Source organism: Moorena sp. SIO3B2 (assembly GCF_010692525.1).
GTDB lineage: Bacteria > Cyanobacteriota > Cyanobacteriia > Cyanobacteriales > Coleofasciculaceae > Moorena > Moorena producens.
The window spans coordinates 1-18,900 of sequence record NZ_JAAHHE010000118.1 but is presented as its reverse complement, the minus strand read 5'-3'; the positions used below and the strand labels follow the sequence as shown (position 1 = coordinate 18,900).

Below are 18,900 nucleotides of genomic sequence, written 5' to 3'. Positions count from 1 at the left end.
CAGGTACTCCTGCTACACAACCTACGCTTAAAAAGGCAGTAGCACCAAAGTAAGTATTCAGCTATCAGCTATCAGCTATCAGCTCTCAGCTTTTGAATAAGCGATGCAGAGGTGCGACCCGTGGCGAATTTAATTCGACGACTGTAAGCGCACCATTACGGTCTTGGGGAGGCAGTGCCGCCAAAGGGGGTTCCCCCCACTCGCGGTCTGCCATGGTTTCCCCCACTCGCGCTTGGGATCAAGACAACAAGTAAGCATTGGAATAATGCTGAGTGAAGTCCCAGGGTCGTTCGCACAGCGTGGCCAAACGCGCACGCGTGGCCGAAAGGCCAAGGCCAAAGCCTTTGCCAAAAAGCACCTCAAGTAGCGTGAGCCTTTAGCTGACGGCTGACGGCTGACGGCTGAATGCTTAGGCACCAAAGATCGCTAAATAGTGAAGTTTCATCAGATTATCTATCTCGTGGAAACATTACTCTATTTGCTATTATGTCTAGTCTTCGGTGGCAGTAGTCTGAGTTTTGGTTAAGAAATTTACTGAGTAATTCTAAACTCTAGCTCATTAAAAATTTTATCCATTAATATATCCCAAAATTGGTAAGTTAAGTAAATTTTAATATTTGGCTCAGGTTCTATTAATCTATTATCAATATCATCTAGATTAGTCACATACTATTTTATTAGTTTGGTTGAGTTTAAAATAACAATTTATGAGACAGTAATGGCTGTAATAGTGTTGTAAAATTCAAGGGGCAAATAATTGCTATAACCTTTATAATACCACACTTTTTAATGTCCTATTCCCTATTCCCTGCCCACAGCGCTATACCTGTTTTTAGACATGACAGTTCCCAAAGTGAGCTACCCAAACTCTAGGTGTTCTTCTAACAAACAAGTTTTTAGGTTACGAGCCGCAACGGTCGTGATGCTGATTCTAGTTACTAGTTTTAGTGCGATCGCTTTAGCTTGGTTGACTGGTCAGGGGCAGATTACCCAGCTATTTGCTCAGCTGCATGTCTGGCAAAGAAACCCACCGATGTGGCTGGAAGCACCAATGGTGACTCAGCAGCACTACTTATTGCTACCAACGATTATTTTAATGGTTGTTGTCCTGGGGGTCACGAAAATCTCTCCCCGTCCTCGCACTTGGTCTAGAAATCTAGTGGTGGGGATTTTGCTAGCACTATTGGCACGATATCTGCTCTGGCGAATCTTCTCTACCCTGAATTTAGTGGATCCCCTTAATGGTTTCTTTAGCCTAGGATTATTTTTCCTGGAAATGTTGTTGCTAACCAGCAGTATTATCCAGCTATTTTTAATGTTAAGGGTCAAAAACCGTAGCGCTCAGGCTTCCCAGTTATCATTAGATGTTATTTCAGGAAGGTTTAATCCTTCTGTAGATATCTTTATCCCAACCTATAATGAACCCTGTTTTATTTTAAAGCGAACAATTATGGGTTGTCAAGGCATAGATTATGACAACAAAAAGGTTTATTTACTAGATGATACTAAACGTCAACATGTTAAAGAGCTAGCTGCTGAATTGGGGTGTAACTATATCACTCGTCCAGATAATTCCTATGCCAAAGCAGGAAACTTAAACCATGCTATTCCAAAAACCTCAGGGGATTTGATTGTATTCTTCGATGCGGATTTTGTACCAACTAAAAATTTTCTTACTCGCACCGTAGGCTTTTTTAAAAAAAGTAATGTGGGATTAGTCCAAACTCCTCAAAGCTTTTATAACCCTGACCCGATTGCCTACAATTTAGGTTTAGAAGATGTGCTACTACCAGAAGAAGAGGTATTTTATCGTCAACTTCAGCCCATCAGGGATGGTGCTGGCGGTGTGGTTTGTGCCGGAACTTCCTTTGTTGTGAAACGTGATATTATAGAAGCGGCTGGTGGTTTTGTAACCGATTCTTTGACTGAAGATTACTTTACTGGTATTCGGATAGCAGCAATGGGTTACCAGGTTATTTATTTAGATGAAAAACTTAGTGCTGGTTTAGCCGCAGAAAATATTGCTGCCCATGTAGCTCAACGATTGCGGTGGGCTCAAGGAACATTACAGGCATTTTTTATTGATGCCAACCCTCTAACTATTCCGGGGTTAAAACCGATCCAAAGACTGGCGCATTTAGACGGATTACTACATTGGTTTACCGGTTTATCTCGCTTCGGATTCCTGTTAATGCCTCTAGCTTATTCCTTTCTAGGGGTGATTCCCTTACAAGCAACGGCTGCTGAATTGTTGTATTTCTTGCTACCTTATTATCTGATACAGCTCACGGTTTTTTCCTGGTTAAACCTCCGTTCCCGGTCAGGGTTGTTCTCGGATATTTACTCATTGCCTTGGTGTATTCCTCTGAGCTTGACAGTGATAAAAGTTATGCTCAATCCTTTTGGCAAAGGATTTAAGGTAACACCCAAAGGGGTAAAACGCGATCGCTTTGTGTTTAACTCCAAGTTGGGATTACCTTTGATTATCCTATTTATCGCTACAGCAGTGAGCCTATGGCAAAATTTGAGTACTTCTATGATGTATTGGGGGAGTGGGATATCAGCTACTGACGCTCAGATGATTCAAGGTCTGAGTCTAGGTTGGATTTGGAGTATCTATAACCTGATCATGTTGGGTATTGCTTTATTGATTGTACTGGATGTCCCCAATCCTGACCTTTACCAGTGGTTCAAGTTGCGCCGAGTGGTGCGGCTTGAGATCGGAAATCAGACCGTCTGGGGTATGACCACCAAGATTTCAGAAATTGGTGCTCAAGTGGCTTTGACCGAGGTGGCTGATTTACGATTCGATACCGGAAACACTGCCACTGAACCGTTGCCAGTGACACTAGAGATGATCGAGGAAAAGCTAAAGTTGTCAGGAGTAGTTACTGAAATTGACAACAGTGGTGAGGAAGCTACTCTACGGATTATGTTTGACCCATTAACTCTCCAAGAGCATCGCACTTTGGTAGAGATGCTCTTTTGCCGTCCGGGTCGATGGCAGCGACGGGAAAGTCCATCAGAAATGCGATCGCTTTTACTGTTGTTTAAGATTTTGCTGAAACCCCGAGTACTATTTGATCGCCAGGGTAGGAGTTGAGAAACTATCAACACTTTACTAGTGCCTATTTATCATAATTCTGGCGGGGTGACCATAGTAGCTAGAATCATAGTAGCTAGAAACTAGACATAATCAATTGATCTAAATCACTAGCAACAATTCGAGAAATCCTTCCCAGTTAAGCTCTTTGCCTCCAATTCGCTGTTGCAAAAAGGTCACTTCATCCTCTGAAAGGGGAGGCTGATCCACACTGGCTAACACGACATTCATTTCGTCTAGCTCAACCACTCCATTCTTATTTTTATCAATGGGAATAAAGTATGTGGCAAACTCATTAAGTCTCGACATCAGACGACGGTGGCGCAGCAGCAATTCCCCAAATTCCTCGAAGCCTATTTCTCCGCTGTTATCCACATCCATGCTGGAAAAGACAAAGTTGAGTTCATCGTCACTGATGCTATGCCCCGCCTGCTGGAAGTGATAGCTAAGTTCTTCCAAAGACAAGCTACCGCTTTGATCCCGGTCGATAGCATCAAAGATGTAACGCAGGTCACCTTTGAGCTCTTGGGGTGCTTTATCAAATAATACCTTGTGATGCTGCCCAAGCATGGCTCCCTGCAACTGCCGACGGAAGGCCGAAATCACTTCCTTGGCTGTGAGGTAGCGGAATCGATGTTCTTCGGGGCTAGCAATGGAGTAGGGTGCAACAGGCACCAAGGAAGAAAGCGATCGCTGTAAGATTACGAAGCAGGCATAAGTACCCAGATGAAAGGAAAGAGCCAAAATTGGCAGTTTCAAGGGTGTCATTACCAGACTCAGCAGCCAGGCAATCAGGGCTGCCCCAAAGGCTCCACCACTTGCAAACAAAAGGCTTCGTCGATTAGGGGTATAGAAAATGCCGCCAATAGCAATTGCCGTTAATGCTGAGTTGTATCCCCACAGTCCAGCGTACAGCACATTGAGATTTACCCCCAGTACCATGCCAGTGACCAAACCAATAACCGACCCTAAAACCGCAATCAGGGCTCCCATGGGGCTACACAAGGCCAAGGCAATGATAATTAACAAGGCAGATACTAAGCTGCCTGAAAAAAAGATTTGACCAATTCCGGTGATTAGGCCGGATAAAATGCTTACCCCATCTAGGGATTCAGCTGGGTTAGGGAAGGGCGGTGGTGCCCCTAATTCAAAGAAGGGTTGCGGAACGTAGAGGGCAATTACCAGAAAGCTGTACGTGACGATGTGAAATGGCACTCCCATAGAGGGCAGCCCTAAATAAACGGCCATCCATAGCCCGATATACTGCATCAATACTGTGCTCAGGGCTGCACAAATGATAACCGCCAGTACCCAAAGCAAGTTTCCAGTACCATTGCCCCAAGTGCCAAACGTTCCTAAAGCCAGCCCCACTAAGGCTCCGTTTAAGCCAAAAATCCCATTGCGAATACTGGCGCGATCAAGACCCATCAAATAGGCCGTCCAGGTTGCCACAACAACTCCGACAACTAGCATCAAGGCTACCCAGGGCGACTGAAGAAAAACCGCAAGAGTAATGAGTAGTCCAGTGATAGGATTATTGGCAAACCCGACCTGACCAATACCCCGTAAACTAGCATTGATAAAATCTAACAGCGGACGCCGCTCCCAGGCTTGGTTGAGGTCTTGCAGAGTTCCCATGATGGGCAAGGGATGCCGATGAGAGGTTTTCTCTGACTTCAATAAACGAGATAACAACTCATGGAGGGGCAAAGGTTGAGGTTTATCTTGAGAAATTTCAGATGTTTGAGACATGGTAAATTGATGCTTTTCTTGGGTGAGATCGACTCCTGTGCGGCTATTTCTTGAACAGGGCTAAAACCTTAAGGATGTGGTTTGTGCTCAGGACTGAATTGCTCTAAATCAGTTCATAAAATAGTTTTAGAAAACGATCAGTATCAACATCCAAACAGGCTTCTACATTGGGAGGATAGGTGGCTTCATCCCGACGATCGCGCAGATCGGCCAGGGACATACCAGAGGTAAATTTTCCTTCAGTTTCTACCACCATATAGACCGATTCTGTAGAAACCAGGCTCGGATCAATGGCAACACCCACAGCTAATGGGTCATGCAGGTAGCAGCCGTGGAAACCTTCGTTGTCTCGATAGAATGCCATATAAATGCCCGTGCAATCGGCAATGAACTGAGCCACGGCTGTTCGCGTAGCGTGGCCGAAAGGCCACGGATGTTTCTGAGCGTAATTCTCTACATCTTTTCGGGGAAGGGGTGCCTTCATAGCCACATCCAAACCCACCAGGGTCAGGGGAATGCCCGATTCCATTACCATTTGGGCTGCATCAGGATCCACAAAGAAGTTAAACTCGGCAGCAGCTGAAATGTTGCCCGGAACCTTCACCGCTCCACCCATGATCACGATGCGGCCTACCTTTTGCAGGGTGGTGCGATCGCGCTGCAGAGCTGTTGCAATATTGGTCAATGGTCCTAGAGCCACAATGGTCAAGTCGCTGCCATATTCCTGGGCGGCTTTCAGCAATACATCAACAGCATCTTCTGAAGAAGGCTCCATGGTAAGTTGGGGATAGCAAGGGCTGCCATCAGCATTTTTGAACTGATCCAGTTCTCCCAGTCCATCGGAGCCATGAATGCCTGCAGCATTGAAGGGAGGACGTACCAGAGGTTTTTCACAGCCTTTTGCCACCAGGGGAGGCTGGTTTGGTTGGACAATGTCAATCACCCGCAACACATTATTGGCAGCTTGATGAACATCAATATTGCCAGCTAACACGGTGACTGATTTGAGCTCAATTTGTTCACAATTCAGGGCCATGATAATCGCGAGGGCATCATCAACACCCCCATCAGTATCGATAATCATGGGACGGGCTTGGGAATTAACCATTGTATTCTCCTTACATTGCTAACGATGCCAGCTCATCCATCGACACCATACCATCTTTATCGACATCCAATACCTCAAACATCAGGCTGATTAATCCTTTCTGGGTGCGGCCTGTCCGTTCTGCCAATGCTGCCCGTAGTTCTGGCGGGGAAATATAGCCATCCTGATTTTGATCGAGAAAGGCAAAGGCATTTTTGACACCCTGTTTTAGCTCTTCTCTGGTGATTTCCCCATCGCCATCGGCGTCCCATTGCTCATAATTAATCAGGACTCTCCAGGCATCTTTCATGGAGCTTTCCATAATCAGGTTTTTGCCAGGTAGACATTGCTCCAAAGGGGGAGCACCACCGTTTGCTTTAACATAATCTAGCAACGGTTTGATTTCATTAAGCCCCGTCAGCAAGAATTGATAAATACCGAGGGTGTACATTTTTTGGGGGTCAAATGGGGTGTGGTTAATGCTAACAATTTTCAGACTGGGGTAGTCTTCAACTACTACATCAAAATCAGCATGGAGAAAATTGGGTGCTTCCCGATCGGGGGTGCTGCGAGTTTCGGTAATGGCCTCTTGTAAGACGTACCCAGGCACCTGAATCAAGGCAATTTCGGTGTCAAATGGCAGCTCTTCTAACAAATCCCCATAGGTAAATCCTGCTCCTTTTTCATAGTCTCGCTTACCTCGAACGCATCCTCCCTGGAGCATCACTAGATCGACATTATTCAAGCTTTTCTTGATATAAGAACATAGGGTTGAGGCCACTTTTTCGGGTTGGAATCGCGTCCGTTTAGAGGACATGGATTCTTTCACATCAAAAATTTCCACATCCATCAGCGAACCTAGAAAATTTTGGGTAATTTCTACAAACATTTGGGCGTTGGGATCGGCATCAAAATGGCTGGCTGGCAACAGATGAACAGCACTATGGCACTGCTCGGAAGCATCCCACCACACATCAACAACCACCACATTAGTAGCATCAGCACCAGCCTTAACAATCAGACTCCGCTCAATTTTCTCAATATAAATCTCATGCTCGTGCCCCCCAACAATTACAGGAACCTTACCACTAAGTTGGTGATCTTGCTGGATCTCCGTGGCTAGCTCCCGATCTTCGGCAATGGTCTGATGGGTCAGTGGAATCAGCATAGTTGCGTCATTGGAACACTTAGACCAGGTTTCCTTTAAAGCATCAAAGATGGGTTGAATGGTTAGGTTCGTCCCTGGTCTGAAAATATCGGTATTGTTAGTGCAAAATCCAGCAAAGGCAACTCGATGGGAACCTACTTCAACAATTTCATATTTTGGTAGTGGCTGACCACTGGCATCCACAATTGGCAAGTCCAAGATGTTGCTATTTAAGCATTTTCCTTCGTAGGTTTTGAAACGCTCACCTAGGACATCCAGGCTGACATCGAATTCATGGTTGCCAAAGCAAATATAATCAATGTTGACTACCTTGAGCACGTCCAGCATGGCTTTACCGCCATCTAGTGAGGTAATCAAACAAGGAGAGAGAAAGTCTCCGCTGAGGCAGGCAATCACCACGGCATCTTCCGATGTTTCCTTTAGGGATTTAATCACTGTTTCCACGTAGGGATAATTCTTGATGTCGTAAACATCATTGATCGAAATGATTCTGAGATAGTTGCCCACCGCCTCTCGGGGTTTCGGCAGATACAATCGAGGAGTTGTCATGACGGTAAGTAATTTTTAGGTTTCAGTAATTTTATCTAGAAAAATGATAAACAAAGAGATCAGCAAAAATTATAATTAAAATCTTAAGAATGACACTGATGCCAGTGACGGCGTTGCTGAATACACAGATGCATCGGGAGCAGGCACCGGAACATCTAAAGACTTGAGGTTTGGTCGTGATTTAGGACTACCTGTAGTCTATAAATACTTATTTCTTTAACGTGCCTGTCCTGCTTATTACCACCTTAGTTTTTTTTCAAAAAAACTTAAAAAGAATTACAATTAAGAGTTTGTAACTACAATAACTAAAGTTCCCTGGTCTGAAGTTCTCGAAAACTGCGGCGAAGTCTACTTTACTTACCCATTAGCAGCCGTGCCATAGGATAGCAATCCGTGTAGAATTGTGATAATTTTTGATTTGATCGGAAGTTCCCTACTCCCTACTCCCTACTCCCTACTCCCTACTCCCAGTTCCCTTTGCTAGATAACTAATCTAGCTACATAAGTAATCTAACCAACTTGATCTAAAATGCAAGCAAGCTTAAGCAGCGGAAGCTCATGTCAGCTGATCGCGTGAGGCCGTTGTATATCTAAAAAACAAGACCAAGAAAAAACTTATGCCTAAATGGAGTTCTCTGGTACTAGCCACTCTAGTATTAGTTGCACCCTTAACAGCCTGTGAAGGAGGTGGGACAAGCGCTAAACAAAGCCGCTTAGATATAGTTAAGAGCCGTGGCAAGCTGATTTGTGGTGTTGACGGTGGCATTCCCGGATTTAGCTTTGTGGATGGGAGCGGTAACTACTCCGGGCTAGATGTGGATGTCTGTAAAGCAGTTGCTGCTGCTTTGTTTGATGACCCAAAAGCAGTAGAGTACCGTAACCTTGACTCCACGGAGCGATTTCCCGCCGTCCGGAATGGTGAAGTGGATATGCTCTCGCGCAATACCACTTGGACTCTTAGCCGAGATAGCTCTACCAATAACTTAGAATTTGCCCCTACTACCTTTTATGATGGTCAGGGCATGATGGTGCGCAAAAACAGTGGGATTAAGACACTCAAAGATTTTAAAGGAAAATCCGTCTGTGTGGAAACTGGAACCACTACTGAGTTGAATTTAACCGACAAGATGCGGGAAGCAGGTGTCGAATTTGAGCCAGTGGTATTTCAGAAAGCAGACCCTGCCTATACTGCCTATAACGAAGGACGTTGTGACGGCATGACTTCTGATAAATCCCAACTATTGGCCAAACGTAGCACTCTGCCTAAGCCTGATGATCATATACTTCTAGATGTTACTATGTCCAAGGAACCCTTGGGACCAGTAACTGTTAATAATGACTCCGCTTGGTTTGATGTAGTTAAGTGGGTGACCTTCGCCTTAATTGAAGCCGAAGAGTTAGGGATTACTAAGGCGAATGTGGCACAAATGAGTAACAGTCCTAACCCGACTGTCAAACGCTTCGTGGGTGTTGAAGGTGACTTAGGCAAAGGTCTCGGTTTAGAAAATGATTTTGCAGCGCGAGTGATTAAGCACGTGGGTAACTACGGCGAAGTCTATGACCGTAACTTGGGTAAAAATTCTCAGTTCAAACTCAATCGGGGTCTGAATGACCTCTGGACTCGTGGGGGTATTTTGTATTCTCCACCCTTCCGTTAAGGGATTGTTAACTGTTTCAGGTTGAAGGTTGAAGGTTGATTGGTTGTTCGCGTAGCGTGGCCAATAGGCCAAGGTTGATTGGTTGTTCGCGTAGCGTGGCCAATAGGCCAAGGTTGATTGGTTGTTCGCGTAGCGTGGCCAATAGGCCAAGGTTGATTGGTTGTTCGCGTAGCGTGGCCAATAGGCCAAGGTTGCAGGTTGAATGTTGAAAGTTGGCTGTTAACAGTAAACCTAAAACCTAAGAGGATCTTTGAGAAGTACCAAATGTTTGGCATGAGCCACGATTATCCCCGAAATCTGGGAGACTTTGAGCCAAATTAACCCCAAAGGGGGGCTAGGGAGCGGTTTCGAGTAGCATCCAACACTTTGAAAACTGCCTCTAAAACCTAAAATCTGTAACCTAAAACCTAAAACCTTTAACCAACCTACAACCTCCAACCTTCAACCAACCTGCAACCTTCAACCAACCTCCAACATTCAACCAACCTCCAACATTAAACCAACCTCCAACATTAAACCAACCTCCAACCTTCAACCAACCAACCTTCAACCTTCAACCAACCAACCTTCAACCTTCAACCAACCAACCTGTAACCTTCAACCTAAACAACTAACCAATGACAAGCAATATAGGTCAAAAGCCTCCTTTGTGGCGGGATGACCGATTTTGGCGCATTGCCATACAAGTCCTATTTGTGCTGGTGGTGATTGGGGTCGTGGCATGGCTAGGCACCAACTTAAGCCGAAATATTCAGCAACAAGCGATTAAATTGGGGTTTGATTTTCTCCAAGATCAAGCCAAATTTGGTATTGGCGATACTCCCATTCCCTACAAACCCACTGACCCCTATAGCTATGCTTTATTGATCGGACTGGCCAATTCATTGCGGGTGATGGTGTTTGGGATTATCCTGACAACTATTGTTGGTATTACCGCCGGGATAGCTAGTTTTTCTGACAATTGGCTAGTGAGTAAGCTGAGTCTGGTGTATGTGGAAGTGGTGCGCAATACACCACTGCTGCTGCAATTGCTATTTTGGTACTTTGGGGTTTTCTTCCAACTGCCAAAACTGTCGGAAAAAATTCAGTTACCTGGGTCGATATTTTTGAGCAAGCGGGGAATTTATATTCCTTGGCCCCCCTTCACCACCCAGCTGTTTCTGTGGTTGGTGGTTTTGCTAGTCGGTGCGATCGCAGCAGTTTTCATCTGGCAGTGGCGCACTAAAGTGATGGTAGAACAAGCACAATCCGGTCAGCCCCAGTTAATTGCTTTAATTGCGATCGCAATTGCTGCTGTCTTAATTATCATCATCGGTTTTGGTTGGCAAAGACCGCAAGAAGTTATCGACACAGGTAATATTGAAGGCGGACTCCGGCTAACTATTGAGTTCTGTGCCTTACTAGCTGGTCTAGTCTTTTACACAGGTGCGTTTATCGCGGAAATTGTCCGAGCTGGAATAGAGTCAGTACAGAAGGGACAGTGGGAAGCAGCAAGATCTTTGGGACTGAAGTCAGGCTTAGCTATGCGGTTAGTTATTTTTCCCCAAGCCTTGCGGGTAATTATCCCTTCCCTAAACAGCCAGTATATGAACCTAGCCAAAAACTCTAGTTTAGCATCTGCTATTGGCTATCCAGATATCTACTCTATTGCTCAAACCACCTTCAACCAAGCGGGTCATGAAATCGAAATAATCGTGGTGATCATACCCCTGACCTATCTAACCATTAACCTGATCATTTCTTTCGTAATGAACCTATTGAATCGGACAGTTCAATTGCAGGAAAGATAATTGGTTAACTGTTGACTTATAACTAGATAATGACTACTGTTAATTCTCAACCTCCTGAACTAGCACCACCCCCTGAACTACAGGTTAATCCAGTTACCTGGATAAAGAAAAATTTATTTAGTACTTGGTATAATAGCATACTAACGGTTACTGTTTTCGGTTTTCTATTCGTAACCGTAAAAGGCTTGATAACATGGGCAACGACTGAAGCCCAGTGGGATGTTATTAAGCTTAACTTCCGTCTATTTTTTGTAGGAACCTATCCCGCCACAGAAAACTGGCGTCCATGGTTGATTCTGGGGATTATTGTATTCCTCTCCGGGATAACTTGGGGAGTTTTAGCAAGAAATGTTCCTACTCTATTTAGTCGCAATGTGTTAATAGCTCTTGTGATCAGTGGTGCTATCTTAGTGCTATTTCCAGTAGCAATTCCCTATCGCTTATTGCTCTTAGGAATAGTAGTGTTACTGGTAGCTAGTGCTTGGGGAGCACAACAGGTTGCTAAGACTCAACCGAAATTGGGGAATTGGTTACCTTTAGCTTGGTTTATTGCTTTATTAATCTTCCTGTGGCTTCTGGGAGGAGGACTCGGACTAAAACAGGTATCCACTAATCAATGGAGTGGTTTACTGCTGAATGTCTTAGCCGCAGTGGTCAGTATTTTAATCTGTTTTCCCCTAGGTGTATTACTAGCCTTAGGACGACAAAGTACCTTACCAGTTGTGCGCGGCTTCTCTATCCTTTACATTGAACTAATCCGAGGACTACCTCTGATTGCGATTTTGTTCATGGGACAAGTAATTATCCCACTATTTCTACCACAAGGAATGCGACCAGACCGGGTGTTAAGGGCAATAATCGGTCTGACTTTATTTAGTGCTGCTTACTTAGCAGAGAATGTACGAGGAGGACTGCAATCTATACCTACAGGTCAAATCGAAGCTGCCAAAGCATTGGGTTTAAATACTCCCCTATCCGTAGGGCTGATTGTGTTACCTCAGGCACTCAAAGCTGTTATTCCTGCTATTGTCGGTCAGTTTATTAGTCTGTTTCAAGACACAACTCTCCTATTTGTTGTAGGTCTAGTAGAGTTGCTTGGTATTGGTGATTCTATCTTTGCCCAAGCCAAATTTGAAACCCCCTATCAAGAAGTGTATCTATTCGACGGAGTCCTATTCTGGTTATTTTGTTACGCCATGTCCACAGCCAGCCGACGCCTCGAAAAACAATTGAATGTAGACCATTGAATCTAGATCATAGATAGATTAGGTACTAGCAAGGAAGATTGAAGGTTAAAGATTAGAGCCTTAACAAAGGAAAGCATAATTTATAATTGATAACCTGTAACTTTTAACCTGTAACCTACCCTTCACCTAAGGCCAAAGGCGAACAATCTCTAACCTTTAACCTTTAACCTTTAACCTTTAACCCAATCGAACCTTACTCAAGGGAAAAGAATTATGACAAATCAACAACCAATCACTGCTTCTCAAGACCCAGTCAATTCCGGAGATACCGAATCCATGATCATCGCTCAAGATGTTCATAAGTGGTACACCAGCAATCAATTTCATGTTCTGCGTGGTGTCAGTCTAGAAGTCAAGAAAAAAGAAGTAGTGGTGATCATGGGGCCTAGTGGGTCTGGTAAATCCACCTTTATTCGGACATTTAATGCTCTAGAAGACTATCAAAAAGGAAAAATTATTATTGATAACATTGAACTATCCCATGACTTGCGAAACATTGATACTATTCGCAAAGAAGTGGGGATGGTTTTCCAACAATTTAACTTATTTCCTCACCTCACTGTGCTGCAAAATGTTACCCTTGCTCCGATTTGGGTGCGGCGCTGGAAAAAGGCAAAAGCTGAAGAAATTGCCATGCAGCTGTTAGAGAAAGTCGGTATTCTCGAACAAGCTAAGAAGTATCCCGGTCAACTGTCAGGGGGACAACAGCAACGGGTAGCTATTGCCCGTGCTTTGGCAATGCAGCCTAAAATCATGTTATTTGATGAGCCTACCTCAGCTCTAGACCCGGAGATGGTGCGAGAGGTACTCGATACCATGCGATCGCTTGCTGATTCTGGGATGACTATGGTTTGCGTTACCCACGAAGTAGGTTTTGCTAGAGAAGTCGCAGACCGAGTGGTCCTAATGGCTGATGGGAAGTTGGTGGAAGAAAGTACACCCCAGGAATTTTTCAACAATCCTCAACATGAACGTACTAAGCAGTTTTTATCTCAAATTTTATAGATATATTTTTTATAAATATAGCCTTGCGCCCAGCACTAAATAGCCTTGAATAAGGTAAAGTAAATTTTCTTACCCCGACTCCCGACTCCCGACTCCCGACTCCCGACTCTACTCCCTACTCCCTATTAGGTATATAACCTTCGACAACATAATCCGATCCTAGCTGACGCCAACTGACTCGTTCTAAGGTTAGAGCATCAGTCATGAGTGTCAAGCCCAAATCTCCTACCGGTGAGGGACCACCGTGACCACCGATGATTTTTGGAGCAATAAAGGCTAAGATTTTTTGGACTGCACCATCTGCGATCGCATTTGCAGCTAAGATACCACCACATTCCCATAACACCCTCGAAAGCTGCCTGTCATATAAATATGCCATTACTCGAGAAGGAGTCAGGGGATTCAATACCACCACCTCTACACCCTGGTTGACCAGATGTTGATATAAATCTCCCTCAGTTCCGACCTCTGTAAACACCAACGTAGGCACATCATCCGTTTGCCAAACACGAGCATCTCTCGGTAAGTCGAGGGTGCGACTCATGATCACCCGTAGGGGATTCGGTGCGTTTGGATTGTGACTAGTCAAATTGGGGTTATCCTGACGCACCGTATTACCGCCCACAATCACTGCATCGCAAGCTGATCGTAGTTGATGCACCCAACTGCGGGACTTTTCCCCTGTAATCCATTTGCTGTGACCACTAGTAGCAGCAATTTTGCCATCTAAGGTCATGGCATACTTGAGAATTCCCAATGGACGCTGGTAAAGAATGCGATGAATAAAGCCTTCATTGAGCTGACGGCAAGCACTCTCTTCCACACCTACCACCACTTCAATCCCAGCCGCCCTTAACCGTTCAATACCTTTTCCAGATACCCGTGGATCAGGATCCACCATCCCGACCACTACTTTAGCGACTCCAGCCTTAATTAACGCTTCTGTACAAGGAGGGGTTCTACCATAGTGATTGCAGGGTTCCAGATTAACGTAAACTGTTGCGCCCTGGGCATTTTCCCCAGCCTCTGAGAGGGCAAACACTTCCGCGTGGGGTTGACCAGCAGCGGGATGAAACCCTTCCCCGACAATTTCCCCATTCCGGACAATTACACAACCCACTAAAGGGTTGGGTGTAGTACGTCCCAGGGCTTGCCGTGCTAGTTGGATGCACCGCTGTATCATGGCTTGCGCCAAAGGAGTTTCAGGAAAAGATGTCACAGGAGAGTTATCCATTGGTCTGTTACTATTCGTCTGTTACTATTGAAATGTTATTTGTAATCATTAATTACATTCATCAGCATTTAACTAACTTTACCTCTAAACATCAGCAAATCGAAATTGCTAACCAATAGCTCACGAACACTAATTACTTACAAACTAATTACTTAACTGTGGCACCTGCCAGAGTTTGATTATCTTTTTACCACCACTAGTAGCAATTGTCTGGCAATCAGGACTAATCGCAAAATATTCAATTGGATTTGGAAAACCATTTAGGGTATAGATTAGTTTTTCATTAGCAAAATCCCACACTTTTATGGTTTTATCTGCACTTCCACTGAACAACTTCTTACACTTAGCACCGATAGCTAATTCTTCCACATAATTGGTATGATCATTTAGACTGTTGACTTCTTCCCCAGTATCTAGATTCCAGACTTTGATAGTATTGTCAGCACTAGCACTAAACAATCGTTGTCCATCCGGACTTATGGCTAGAGAATTCACAAAGCTCTCATGACCTTTGAGAGTGTCGAGCTCTTCCCCAGTGTTGATATCCCAAATTTTAATCGTTTTATCGGCACTAGCACTAAATAGTTGTTGCTCATTCTGACTAATTAATAAAAAGTTAATTGAACTTTTATGACCTTGGATAGTGCGGATTTCTTGTCCCGTGTTGATATCCCAAATCTTAATTGTCTTGTCGGCACTAGCACTAAATAATTGTTGTCCATCCGGACTAAACGCTAGATGATTAATATAACTTTTATGACCTTGGATAGTGCGGATTTCTTGTCCCGTGTTGAGATCCCAAATCTTAATCGTCTTATCGGCACTAGCACTAAATAATTGTTGTCCATCCGGACTAATAGCTAGATAATTAACATAGCTATTATGACCTTCGAGAGTGTGGATTGCTTCTCCCGTGTTAAGATCCCAAATCTTAATATTTTTATCGGCACTAGCACTAACTAATTGTTGTCCATCCGGACTAATTACTAGATAATTAACCCAACTTGAATGACCAGTGAAAGTTTTAGTGTCAACTACAGATAATTCTTGAGCATATATTTCTTGATATTTTCTCAGGGAAGCATTATAGGATTTATACAATAGCCAACCACCAGCACCAAATAATCCAACCACCAGAGCCAATATCCCTCCTAACCACCATCTTCTTCTTGGGGGTTTTACAAATTCCGTTTCTATAGAAATATTGGGTTGAGATTTAGTTTTAAAGCTTTGGTTGGTTGTACTCCCTTCTATATTAGTATTAGCCTTTGAAATACTAATCAAAGAGTAAATATTAGCTAGATCATTTAAAATTTGCTGAGTCTTCTGAGGTCGAGCTGCTGCGGTTGGTGCCATCAAACTATCAATAAAGTCTGCTAGCTGCTCAGATATTTGAGGAGCATGATCACGCCAATGAAATTGATCATTTAACGGATCATAAACACTCTGATCTGTGACTGATTTGCCAGTCAGTAAATAAACAAAGGTTCGCCCCAGAGCATAAAAATCGGACTGTGGGACTGCATAGCCTTTTTCTTGCTCTGGGGGAGTATAGCCATGGGAACTAATCTTGGTAACACTGCCTCCACCACCGATTTCCGCTAGGTAGGTATAGGTCAACTCTCTAGCGGTGCCAAAGTCAATCAATACCAGTTGCCCATTGGCACGGAGCATGATGTTTTCTGGCTTGATATCGCGATGGAAATAGTTTTCTTGGTGAACAAGATGCAAAATCTCTACTATCTGCTTTAACCATTTAAGGGCTTGCGGTTCTAAAATCGGGTGATTGCCCTGTTGCCTCATCCACTGCTTCAAGTTAAGTCCATCAATTTTCTCCATGATGATGCAATGCAGGGGCTCCTTACTATGTCTAGGAAAAAACTGAAAGTAGCCCTCTGGATCGATTTGAGGGATACCGGGATGAGTCAGCTGGCTCAATACAGCTGCCTCTTGGCGAAATAGTTCAATAATTTTGGATTTCGAGTTGTGCTCCGGCTTAAGGACTTTTAGAATTTTTGGTACTGCCCCGTTGTAAGCTTCGTAAACCTTACCAAAGCCACTTTGGTCACTCAACAGGCGCATCACCCGATAGCGACCTTGTAATAACAAATCTGAGCCACAATGGCGACAAACCAGATTCGTCATGTTCCCTGGGTCATCTGGCTGAAGACACAGGGGATTGATACAGTAGCTCATGCCTAGCTACAAAAAGATAGTGGTCTTATCCCAATATTAGGATGGGGGTCTTGAATTAATCTACTCAAAGCAATATTTTCGCTCATTACGCCCCTAGTAGCTCAACAGCAGGAGTGAACAGATCAATATATAGGTTTTTATAGAGTCAGCTAGCAAGCAAAACTACCCACATTCATGGGGGAGATGTAGCCAGCGGTAGGAGCTTTTAAGCTCCGTGATGCTCTCTGTGATTCTCAATATAACGCCTAACTGTTTCAGAGCTGACGTTACCGGCAGTACTGACAAAATAACTTCGAGTCCAAAGGGAAGGGAGTCTAAGCAGGATTGGAAACTCTTGTCTGAGATATCTTGATGACCTTCCCTTAACTCGATTTACTACGTCTTTGGCAGATAGGCAAGGGTAGGCATTAACAAACAGATGAACGTGGTCAGGCTGGATTTCAAGGCTGATTAACTTGCAGTCGAGGTCTGTACAAGACATCTCAGGGCTGGCTAGTTAACAGTGACGCTAACGGAGCCGCAAACATAATCACAAAGGTAGCCACAAGGTTAGGCATCGACCTAACTAGAGTGGGTAGGGCTGTTTTGACTCAGCCGAGACGAATACAACTGTATGCTTCCACAACCTCAGTATAAAGGTCTGAAGAATCCCCCATCTTTCAAGTGGGGGAGAAGTCAAATGCTAGTACAAAGTGGCGGTCATGGAATGCAATTGTTGCCTAATTTTGCCTAAGTGCTGCTCCAGTTCCTTAGGAAAAAAGTTACCTTTATTTATTTAACTATTTATAGTTGCAATTAAACTATCAACCGTCAACCGTCAACATCCTTTCCCGACAGACTACAATATCGTATCAATTCAATGTCCCCTCAAGCAGGTGGCAATCTACACTAAAACTGGTACATTGTAAAGAAGTATGTCAAAAAGCCCAGCCCAGCCAAGAACTAATCTATGAACTGTGTTGCTGCCCCAGACAGGCAATTATCCCGATTTTCCCTGCCTCAAAATACAGTCCCCTACTTGCAACAACTGACCATATTCTGTGATTTTGACGGTCCCATTGTTGATGTTTCCAATCGCTACTACAGCACGTACCAGCTAGCACTAACCGATACTCAAGGGTTCTACCAAGCTCAAGGTATAACCTTACCAATCCAGACCATGAGTAAACAGCAGTTCTGGCACATGAAGCAAGAACGCATCCCTGACGAGGAAATTGCCATGCGCTCAGGGTTACGAGGAGAGCAAATCGATTTCTTCTTGGGGCGTGTGATCAAGATTGTGAATGAATCTGCCTTATTGAACAAAGATCAGCTGCAACCAAACCTAAACTGGGCCTTAGCTTTGCTGCATTCTTATGGCATCCGACTCGTTCTGGTGACATTGCGTTCCACATCTCAGGTCAAACAGATATTGAGCAATTACGGTTTAACTCGTCTTTTTAGCAGCATTTATGGCACAACAGAAAACCACCATGCTTATCAAAACTATGCTCAGGTTAAACAGGAACTTCTCCAACAAGCCCTCTGTGACCATAGTACTTCATCCTACACGGAACAATCTCTGTTAGCTGAACCATCGGTATCTGCTTGGATGATTGGTGATACAGAAGCCGATATTCTCGCAGGACAAGCCCTCTCAATTCCCACCATAGCTCTTACCTGTGGCATTCGTTCTGAATCATATCTCAAGCGGTTTGAACCTACTCATATCTGTAGCGACCTACTTTGTGCCACCTCTTATCTATTAGAACTCTCTAGAGCTGTTGGCTCTACCGAACTTGCTATGTAAAAGCGATGCAGTGGCTCTACGGGCGTTTCCCGCACTCGCGCTTTGCATCAAGACACTGTTAGGAAATAATTAGTATAATCCTGATTGAGCGGGAGTTTTAGTTTTTGATAGAATAATTTTTTATAAATCAACCGCTCAATGATAATTAGTGAGCAATAAGCGCGGTTTTATGCATAATAGGTTCGGTAGAGCCATAACCTTCAACCTTCAACCTTCAACCTTCAACCTTCAACCTTCAACCTTCAACCTTCAACCTTCAACCTTCAACCTTCAACCTTCAACCTTCAACCTTCAACCTTCAACCTTCAACCTTCAACCTTCA

At 44.1% G+C, this 18,900-nt stretch carries 13 protein-coding genes and 1 pseudogene; 6 read left to right on the top strand and 8 right to left on the bottom strand.

Translation table 11 applies throughout. The features are described 5' to 3' along the window. Positions 1 to 85: 85 nt before the first annotated feature. Positions 86 to 214: a hypothetical protein gene (locus tag F6K38_RS21955; protein ID WP_267875718.1), complete on the bottom strand. Its 129-nt coding sequence runs from the start codon at positions 212 to 214 to the stop codon at positions 86 to 88. Between the two features lie 708 nt (positions 215 to 922). Here F6K38_RS21955 and F6K38_RS21950 point away from each other — a divergent pair. Then, positions 923 to 3,103, top strand: coding sequence for a glycosyltransferase (locus tag F6K38_RS21950; RefSeq protein ID WP_008186473.1), 2,181 nt, complete (start codon positions 923 to 925; stop codon positions 3,101 to 3,103). A gap of 102 nt (positions 3,104 to 3,205) precedes the next feature. Here F6K38_RS21950 and F6K38_RS21945 read toward each other — a convergent pair whose 3' ends face one another. From F6K38_RS21945 to F6K38_RS21935, 3 genes are all read right to left on the bottom strand, one after another. Next, on the bottom strand, positions 3,206 to 4,855 hold the full coding sequence (locus tag F6K38_RS21945) for an urea transporter (RefSeq protein ID WP_008186470.1): 1,650 nt from the start codon (positions 4,853 to 4,855) through the stop codon (positions 3,206 to 3,208). 103 nt (positions 4,856 to 4,958) lie between these two features. Further along, a complete protein-coding gene (locus tag F6K38_RS21940) occupies positions 4,959 to 5,963 on the bottom strand; it encodes a nucleoside hydrolase (protein ID WP_008186468.1) in 1,005 nt (334 codons plus the stop codon). Positions 5,964 to 5,973: 10 nt separating this feature from the next. Beyond that, positions 5,974 to 7,659: an EF-hand domain-containing protein gene (locus F6K38_RS21935; protein WP_008186466.1), complete on the bottom strand. Its 1,686-nt coding sequence runs from the start codon at positions 7,657 to 7,659 to the stop codon at positions 5,974 to 5,976. 617 nt (positions 7,660 to 8,276) lie between these two features. Here F6K38_RS21935 and F6K38_RS21930 point away from each other — a divergent pair. Beyond that, complete coding sequence (locus tag F6K38_RS21930; RefSeq protein WP_008186464.1) at positions 8,277 to 9,317, top strand: amino acid ABC transporter substrate-binding protein; 1,041 nt, start codon at positions 8,277 to 8,279, stop codon at positions 9,315 to 9,317. Here F6K38_RS21930 and F6K38_RS21925 read toward each other — a convergent pair. Continuing rightward, positions 9,314 to 9,592 carry a hypothetical protein gene (locus F6K38_RS21925; protein ID WP_287357446.1) on the bottom strand — a complete coding sequence of 93 codons (279 nt, stop codon included), beginning with the start codon at positions 9,590 to 9,592 and terminating at the stop codon, positions 9,314 to 9,316. The genes F6K38_RS21930 and F6K38_RS21925 overlap by 4 nt on opposite strands. Positions 9,593 to 9,934: 342 nt before the next feature. On the opposite strand from F6K38_RS21925, the gene F6K38_RS21920 reads away from it, so the two are divergent. The 3 genes from F6K38_RS21920 to F6K38_RS21910 all read left to right on the top strand — a co-directional run bounded on the left by F6K38_RS21920 (position 9,935) and on the right by F6K38_RS21910 (position 13,359). Then, complete coding sequence (locus F6K38_RS21920; protein ID WP_008186458.1) at positions 9,935 to 11,107, top strand: amino acid ABC transporter permease; 1,173 nt, start codon at positions 9,935 to 9,937, stop codon at positions 11,105 to 11,107. Between the two features lie 29 nt (positions 11,108 to 11,136). Next, positions 11,137 to 12,354 (top strand): amino acid ABC transporter permease, encoded by a 1,218-nt coding sequence (locus tag F6K38_RS21915; RefSeq protein WP_008186454.1) that lies wholly within the window; start codon positions 11,137 to 11,139, stop codon positions 12,352 to 12,354. A 213-nt stretch (positions 12,355 to 12,567) separates the two neighbouring features. Continuing rightward, a complete protein-coding gene (locus F6K38_RS21910) occupies positions 12,568 to 13,359 on the top strand; it encodes an amino acid ABC transporter ATP-binding protein (RefSeq protein ID WP_008186452.1) in 792 nt (263 codons plus the stop codon). Positions 13,360 to 13,474: 115 nt separating this feature from the next. Here F6K38_RS21910 and ribD read toward each other — a convergent pair whose 3' ends face one another. From ribD to tnpA, 3 genes and pseudogenes are all read right to left on the bottom strand, one after another. Beyond that, positions 13,475 to 14,593: a bifunctional diaminohydroxyphosphoribosylaminopyrimidine deaminase/5-amino-6-(5-phosphoribosylamino)uracil reductase RibD gene (gene ribD, locus F6K38_RS21905; protein ID WP_008186450.1), complete on the bottom strand. Its 1,119-nt coding sequence runs from the start codon at positions 14,591 to 14,593 to the stop codon at positions 13,475 to 13,477. Positions 14,594 to 14,737: 144 nt separating this feature from the next. Then, the gene (locus tag F6K38_RS21900) at positions 14,738 to 16,789 is read right to left on the bottom strand and encodes a serine/threonine-protein kinase (RefSeq protein ID WP_008186446.1); all 2,052 of its coding nucleotides are present in this window, start codon (positions 16,787 to 16,789) and stop codon (positions 14,738 to 14,740) included. A 205-nt stretch (positions 16,790 to 16,994) separates the two neighbouring features. Next, positions 16,995 to 17,243, bottom strand: a pseudogene (gene tnpA, locus F6K38_RS21895) (IS200/IS605 family transposase); the annotation flags it as partial. Between the two features lie 495 nt (positions 17,244 to 17,738). On the opposite strand from tnpA, the gene F6K38_RS21885 reads away from it, so the two are divergent. Next, the gene (locus F6K38_RS21885; RefSeq protein ID WP_008186444.1) at positions 17,739 to 18,578 is read left to right on the top strand and encodes an HAD family hydrolase; all 840 of its coding nucleotides are present in this window, start codon (positions 17,739 to 17,741) and stop codon (positions 18,576 to 18,578) included. Positions 18,579 to 18,900 lie beyond the last annotated feature (322 nt).